Source organism: Pseudozobellia thermophila (assembly GCF_900141855.1).
In the GTDB taxonomy this organism is placed as follows: domain Bacteria; phylum Bacteroidota; class Bacteroidia; order Flavobacteriales; family Flavobacteriaceae; genus Pseudozobellia; species Pseudozobellia thermophila.
This window is the reverse complement of sequence record NZ_FQYU01000022.1, coordinates 1-7,952: the sequence shown is the minus strand read 5'-3', so window position 1 is coordinate 7,952 and position 7,952 is coordinate 1. Positions and strand designations below refer to the sequence as shown.

The window sequence follows — 7,952 nt, the reverse complement described above, 5'->3', positions numbered from 1 at the left end:
AAAGGGCATCGGTAATCAGCACTACCTTATAATTGCGTTTGGCCCGCAGACCATCAAGTTCGGCAACCGGAGTAATGGGATAACCGATGGAAAAACCTTAAAGGCCGTTACCGAATACATTATTGAGAAATATGTCCCGATTCATCAACTAAAAGAGGACTCATTCCTGGAATAAGATATCACAAACCCGGTACATGGGGGGATAATTGCTTCCTATATCGGCAAACAAGCTTTTTTTCATTGATATTTTAGGCAGACTTATTCAAAAATCACGATTAACGTAAGGTATAAGTATGAAAATAACCGATGGCATGATGATTTTGAAGGCCTCCTCATTTCCCTGCCCTATCCCAAAGGGCGGTAGGTCAATAAAAAAAGGCCCAAAAAAGGGCCTTTTCACTTGCTAAAAGACAATCAACTCAAACCAACATTCAACAATCTCTTAATGCCGCCCCAACCATCGCAATGGATACCTCTTTGAGACCTAAATAGGGTCCAACAGCAAATACCCATATAGGTTATGGACATCTTTATTGCTACCTGCTTTTTAGTACCCTTCGTTCTGCGTGACGGTACCGTCTTCAACACTGTCGATGTATTCTTGGGGTATGGGCCAGTACTCATTCTTTCCGGAGCTGAAACTGGCATTGGTCAAATGCGTTCTCCTGGTTTTCTCTACCTCTAGGTACGCGTCGATGGTTTCCTTGGCCACACCCCATCGGACCAGGTTGAAGAAGCGGTGGCCTTCCATGGCCAGCTCCAACCTACTCTCCAGGCGAACCAGGTCCCGGGCCGTTTGGGTGTCCGTCCATTCGGTATCATAGGTCGAGATATTGTAATTGGCGGCATCCGAACTTCCGTCAAGGGTCTTGACATAGGATGAATTGGCGGCCCTTTCCCTTACTTGGTTAACCAGGCTGCGGGCCTCCTCCAAATTGCCCAGCTCCACGGCGGCCTCGGCCCTCCACAACAATACCTCGGCATACCTGATTATATAATAGTTAAGTGCGTTTACGTAAGGCCATACCAAGACATGGTAGGGAGAATTGGCCGAAACGATGCGTTTCTTTGGGGCAAACGGACCGTAAGTGGCCAAATCCCTGGCCCATGAATCTTCGTAAATGATATCCAAGTCCTTATAGGGTATCCCCGGCCTTCCGATGGTAACGTCCAATCTGGGGTCTACGTTGTCGGTTTCGGAAACATTCACATTGTCCTGTACGGGCAACCCGTTCGCATCCGTTTTAAAGGCATTAACCAAGTTTTGGGAAGGCCTGTGAAACCCGTACTGCGAATAATAGGGGCCGCCCGGAGCGCTAAGTCGGTCCCCTATACTGCCGTTGTAGTTACTGGACTGCCCGTCGTTTACGGAATATTGGACCGCAAAAATGATTTCTTTTGAGTTGTCGTTTTCAGGAAGAAAAACCGATTGAAAGTCGTCAAGCAGACCATAGCTCCCGCCCATCACCTCCGTAGTGGCATCATAGGCTTCTTGCCACTTGCCCTGAAATACGTAGGTCTTGGCCAGATACGCCATGGCCGCCAGGTTCGTCGGCCTTCCTACTTCTTCTTGGGTTTCGGGCAATACCTCGTAGGCGGCTTGAAAATCAGCTTCGATCTTGGCCCAAAGTTCCTCGGAAGTAAACTCCGTATTGGACCTGGCATAGTCTTCAACGGTCTCGGCCGTCTCATCTATGTAAGGAATACGGTTGTATATCTTCTTTAGTTCAAAATAATAATGCCCCCGCAAAAAACGCAATTCGGCCATTCTTTGGGTTTTAAGCTCCGTATCGAAGTCCTCGGAAGCGATTAGGAGCTTCATCGCCTCATTGCTTCGTTTAACCCCTTCGTACAAGGCCATCCATTTGCGTTCCACGTCATATGTCGTGGGCGCCGTATTGTAGAGTTCCATTTGGTGGATTTGGTTTTGGTCCCCGGTTCCCCCGCCGCCTTTATAGCAGTCGTCGGAAACCACATCGCCGAAACTCCAATTCGAAGCCGGGGAATTGTAGGCATTGCTCGACCCATCGATCTGACCATTGAGTACGCTGTATGTGGAAATAATCGCCTTCTCGACATTCTCCACCTTGGTCATTTCGCTTGGGGAAACCTCCCCATAGGTCACTTCTTCGAGATATTCGTCGGAACATGCCCCCAAGACCAAGAAAGAGGCGGCACCCAACACTATCAATTTTTTCGTTGAATTATATAGATTTCTCATTTTAGCTTTATAGTTTAAGGTTACAACCAATAACAAATGTTCTACTTGGAGGGTAAAGACCGCGATCGATACCGATATCGAGGTTCCTATTGCTTCCGGAATAATTCTGTAGGCCTACCTGTGGGTTCATACCGCTATAATCGGTAATTGTAAAGAGGTTACTGGCCTGTACATAGATCCGCAGACCGATCGCCCCTAGGACCTCAGGTTGAAAATTATAGCCCAACTGCATATTGGTAAGCCTGACAAAGGAACCGTCTTCAACATAGTAGCTCGAAGGGCGGATGTTGTTGTTGGGGTCGTCCAAGGACAAGCGGGGAATATTCGAATCGGTGTTCGTGGAAGACCAGGCATCCAGTAATACATTCTCTTTGTTGTAGGCTGCTTGGTTAAAGAAATGGTTCTTATACTTGGTAAAATTGTAGGTATCGTTGCCGAAGCTGCCATTGAAAAAGAGGCCCAGGTCAAAGTTCTTGTAGTCGAACTGCAGGTTAAGGCCCAGCATTAGATCGGGATGCGGCGACCCGATAAAGGTCCGGTCATCGGCATCCAAATCGCCGTCGCCATCGACATCCTTGAATTTTAGGTCCCCGGGACGTGCATCGGGTTGCAGGCCGTAGCTGTCTATTTCTTCTTGGGATTGGAACAAGCCTTCGCTTACATGGCCGTAAAACGAAGCAATGGGCTCGCCCACGGCACTTCTGGATATTTCTTGATCGAAATTAACGCTGTGCAGGGATGAACTGGGAATACCGAGATAGTCTGAGGTATGCAATTCGGTCAATTCGTTTTTGGAGCCCGTAAGGTTCAGGCCGATTTGATACCCCAGTTCGCCGAGCTGGTCCGAATAATCGATATTCAATTCAAATCCGGAGTTCTTCATTTTTCCATCATTGACCCATTGACCGTCGTTCGTACCCCCATAGGTCAAGGGTACCGTGTTGTACACCAGGATATCATCCGTGTTCTTTATGTAGTAATCGGCCGTGATATTTAAGCGATCATCCAACAATCCCAAATCGATACCCAAGGAGGTCTGCGTAGTGGTTTCCCACTTCAGGTCCGCATTGGGAATCCGGGATTGGGTTAGGCCGATCGCCACGGATTCCTGGGCCCCATCAATAGCGTAATTGGAATTCGCATTGTTGTTCCTATAACTGTCCACCGTGGCGTAATTGGAGATTTCCTGGTTTCCGGTCTGTCCCCAACTTCCTCTCAACAAGAGGGAAGTAACAAGTCCGTCCCCATTAAAAAAGGCCTCCCTGTCCAAACGCCAACCCAAGGAGAAGGCCGGGAAGGTGCCCCAGCGGTTGTCTTCGCTAAACCGACTACTCCCGTCACGCCTAAGGGTGGCCGTAATCAGATATCTTTCGTCATAGTTATAGTTCAACCGGCCGAAATAGGAGTTTAGGGACCAGCCCGATGCGCTGCCCGAGTTGAGCATATTATCGGTACCGAAACTCAAGTACCTAAAGTTCAAGTCCTCGTACAAAAAGTCACTGATCGAGGCATCAAATCCTTCGTAGTGGTATTCAATGGCCTCCTGCCCCAACAACACGTCTATGCTATGGTCGTCAAGCCGCTTTCTATAGTTGAGCGTATTGGTAAAGGAAAACTGGTAATTGAAATTGTTGGTCGTAGTTAGGGAATTGGTGGTATTGGCGGAAAGAATCTCATCGTAAGTCGGGGAAAAACTTCTGATATTGTAATTCTGATAGTCCAATCCAAATGAGGTTTTAAAGGTAAAATCGCCCACATATAAGTTGGCGAAGACGTTGCCGAGGGCCTGAACGGTCTTTTGCTTGTTGTCCTTGTTCCTGTACAATTGCCCCATCGGGTTGTTACTGTCGTTGATCGGGTTACCCGCATATTCACCGTTCACGTCTTTGACGGGGACGATGGAGGGGAACTGCATGGCCGTAAGAATGACGCTCCCCAAGGCACTGTTCGTACCTACGGAAACCCGCTCCTTGTAATTGGCGGTAAAATTTTCCCCGATTGTTAGAAAGTCACCTATGTTGTAGCTTGAATTAAAACGTGCCGAATACCTTTCGAACCCGGTGTACTTGATCAAGCCTTCTTGATTGTAATAGCCCAATGAGAAGAGATGCTGGCCCTTGCCATCTCCTTTGGCCAACGATACGTTATACGATTGGATGGCAGCGGTCTGCAGTATTTCATTTACCCAATCGACATCGGCACTGGGAATCGTCTGGGCATCGTCCAAAAAATCCGGGATAACAGCTTGGTTCGGGTCGTCCCCATAAATATCGTGCGAAGGCGTCCCTCCATCATTTAGGGTCGCCTGCCACAACAGGTCGCCGTACTCTTGGGCGTTCAACATTCTGGGCATGTTGTAACTCGACTGTAAGCCCGCATAGCTATCAAAGGTAACCTGGTAATCGCCTTCGGTATTGGAGCCGTTCTTGGTCGTAATAATGACCACGCCGTTGGCGGCCCTTGAACCGTAGATGGAGGCGGAAGCCGCATCCTTTAAGACCTGAATGGTCTCAATATCGGTGGGATTGATACCGTTCAGGCCGTTCGATGCCGGCACACCATCGATAATGACCAAGGGATCGTTGCTATTAATGGTGCTAAAGCCCCTAACCCTGATCGAGGTGCCTCCCCCGGGCGAATTATCGCTCATGACCTGTACGCCGGGCAGACGGCCGTCAAGCATTTCAACCACATTGGCCTTGGGCTGGGTAACAATTTCCTCGGGGGAAACCGATGCAATAGATCCCGTAATGTTCTTGCGGGATTCCGTACCGTAACCGACCACCACAATTTCCTCCAATTGTGAGGCACTTTCGACTAAGGTGACCGTAATGGAGTTGGTGTGTTCAATGTTGACCTCCTGCTTTTTATAGCCTATATAGGTAACGGAAACCGTTTTGAAATTGGCCGGAATCTCAAGGAGGAACTTACCGTCAAAATCGGATACGGCGCCGTAATCGGTTCCTTCAACAAAGATATTGGCACCGGGTATGGGCACCCCCGCCTCATCCATGATGGTGCCCGATATTTTTCGGGTATCTTGAATGAATTTGACCAGTACCGTTTTCTCGGTCACCTTAAACTCCACATTGGCCTTATTGCTCAGTACAGCGAGAACCGAGGTAAGGTCGGCCTTGTTGATCTGTAGCGAAATGCGCTGTTGCAGGTTGGGTGCGCTCGAAGCGTACACAAATTTCTTCCCGGTTTGTTTTTCAATTAAATCGAAGATATTGGCTAAGGATACGCTTTTTAGGTTTAGGTTGATCTCATCCACATTTTGCGAAACGGTTTCCAGTGGGTTGGGCACGGGATTAATTGCGCTCCACAGCGGAATAACCATACACCACAGAAGCATTGTAAGTGCTATTTTTTTCATTTTCAAGGTATATTATTTACAGTTTTTAATCGGTTGTCTTAGGGTTCAAAAAAAATCGGGGTCTATTTCATGGGTCAGGAATTTTATGGGTTGGGGATTTACTGAATGCTAGGTGTCTGATGGTCTTCAGGGCCAAGGCCATGTGGTTTTCCACGGTTTTGACCGAGATATTGAGTATCTCCGATATTTCGCGGTACTTGAGCCCGTGCAACCTGCTCATCTCAAAAACCTGTCTTGATTTTTTGGGAATCTTTTCGAGGATCCTTTCTATTTTCCGGGAAAGCAGTTTGCGCTGTTCCCTTTCTATGATTTGTTGTTCGATACTTTCGTTGGTTTCCCTGAGGCCTTCTTTATGAAGCTCGACCGACAGCTCTACTTCCCTTTGCTTTAGGGACTTAAGAAGGTTGTTCTTGACCGAGACGTACAAATAGGCCTTTACATTTGCTATTTCCGGAAGTTTTTCCCGCCCATTCCACAGGGTCAAAAACACATCTGAAACCATCTCTTCAACGATATCGATCCGGGGCTCAAAAGAAGCCCCAAATTTGCACAGGGTTCCGTAGTACCGATGGAACAAGATTTCAAACGCCGCCTTGTTCGTCTTGGAAATTTCCAGGAGCAGTTTCCGGTCTTCCAGTTTTATTCCGTTCGTAATTGCGGTTGGTGTATTATTTTTCATGGCGAGGGGATATTGAAAATTTTTTGGGCGCGACCTGAACGATTTTGACATCGGCTATATACTGCAGGGTCTCAATGAAGTCCTCTATAGATTGGTTCTCGAACGCCCCATTTAACTGCATATCCCTTTCCGGGAAGTTCCCCGCAACAAATTCAACCCCGTAGTACCTATTGATCGTAGGAAGAGCTTCGAGGAGCGATACATTGTCCAAGATCAAAACCCCTTCTTTCCATGAGCTCGTTTTGGACAGGTCAAAACTGCGTTTGAGGACTTCACCTGAGTCTTTATTCCAGATCAGTTCTTCCTTGGGCAGTAAGGTAATTTGATCGCCTGTCGCTTCAAGGTTCACCTGTACTTTTCCGCTTTCCAATGAAATGGCCTTGGAAGTCCCCTTGGTATTGACATTGAATTTCGTTCCCAAGACCTTGACCGTAAGTCCGTCCGTTTTAACCAAAAAAGGGCGTTCCCTATCCTTTTTAACCTCAAAAAAGGCTTCGCCATCGACGTAGACGACCCGTTCCCCATCCTTAAAAAATTCGGGGTATTTTAGTTGTGTATCCGCATTCAGGTAGACAAGGCTACCGTCGGAGAGCAGCACTTTTTCCCTCTCGCCGTAGGCCGTGGTTACCTCTTGGCTGTACCTGACCCTAGTTTTGGTATTGATCAGAAAGACGGACGCGCCCATGAGCAAAACGGCCGCGGAAGCCAGTACCGGTCTTACCCAAAAAGGGGAATGGGTGCCCCATTTCCTCTTTTTCCCTTTATCGATCGAGTACATTAACCGTTCGGAGGCCCTTTTAAGGTTTACCTGGGGCTGCCCTTCGGGATAATTCTCCCAAATCATCTTATAGTCCTTATAAATCTCGTTGGAATCATCATCAAGCATGAGGTTGATCTCGAACATGGACCGATCCTGTGGAGACTCCATTTCCCCCGCAAGACTTTTAGCGGAATCGACATCCAGTTTAGATACGCGCATAGGGATTCATTTACTACTAAGAGCCCCGGAAGGTAGAATTACCCCTAGTTTACAATGTCACCAAAACAAAAAATGAGGATTAATTAAACGTTAAGCGCTTAATTGGGGATAGGCGGAGGAATAAAATGAGTATCATGGCTTCTCAGTAGTGTGCTCCCCCCGGGTCACCCATTTTTTCGACGGTGTTGATTTCGCATAGGCCCATTAACAAACTCGGGTGGTGTAGACCAACAGCTACGAACAAATCGATTAGGGGGGCATTTTCGGGATAGGACTTAAATTTCAGGAAAACTTGGTCGTGCCCTGCACAAGAAAGCATGTGATTGGTGTCAAATGGGTATGAAGTTACCCTGCATGAGCGATTATTCAAAATAGCTCAATTTACAGTTCACGAACTGGGCAAGATACTTTGCGCATTGGCTTAATAAAAATGCACATCAAAATAATCGGAACAAAGTACACTATAAAGATTACCTTGGGGAATACATATGTATATCATACATGGAATGCTATACCAGAATCTGACACTCCCTGGCTACACGGGCTTAGCGTCTGGAATTTCCCGGTCGTATACCCCATTTTGTAGCGTTTCTACAGCCTTAGCAAGAAGGTCCCGGTTTTTAAAAAGTAGATCATCCCGTGTAAGACGGCATACTTTGTCGGGAACGATTCCCAAATCTTCCAAGGGCACACCGCG

At 47.4% G+C, this 7,952-nt stretch carries 4 protein-coding genes; all 4 read right to left on the bottom strand.

Features of this window, described 5'->3' with window-relative positions:
- Positions 1-547: 547 nt before the first annotated feature.
- Positions 548-2,221, bottom strand: a complete 1,674-nt coding sequence (locus BUB37_RS21090; RefSeq protein ID WP_072996039.1) for a RagB/SusD family nutrient uptake outer membrane protein — start codon at positions 2,219-2,221, stop codon at positions 548-550.
- Positions 2,222-2,228: 7 nt separating this feature from the next.
- Complete coding sequence (locus BUB37_RS21085; protein ID WP_094766828.1) at positions 2,229-5,597, bottom strand: SusC/RagA family TonB-linked outer membrane protein; 3,369 nt, start codon at positions 5,595-5,597, stop codon at positions 2,229-2,231.
- 67 nt (positions 5,598-5,664) lie between these two features.
- Positions 5,665-6,276, bottom strand: a complete 612-nt coding sequence (locus BUB37_RS21080; RefSeq protein ID WP_072996035.1) for an RNA polymerase sigma-70 factor — start codon at positions 6,274-6,276, stop codon at positions 5,665-5,667.
- Positions 6,266-7,255: a FecR family protein gene (locus BUB37_RS21075; RefSeq protein WP_094766826.1), complete on the bottom strand. Its 990-nt coding sequence runs from the start codon at positions 7,253-7,255 to the stop codon at positions 6,266-6,268. The genes BUB37_RS21080 and BUB37_RS21075 overlap by 11 nt, the downstream gene beginning before the upstream one ends.
- Positions 7,256-7,952 lie beyond the last annotated feature (697 nt).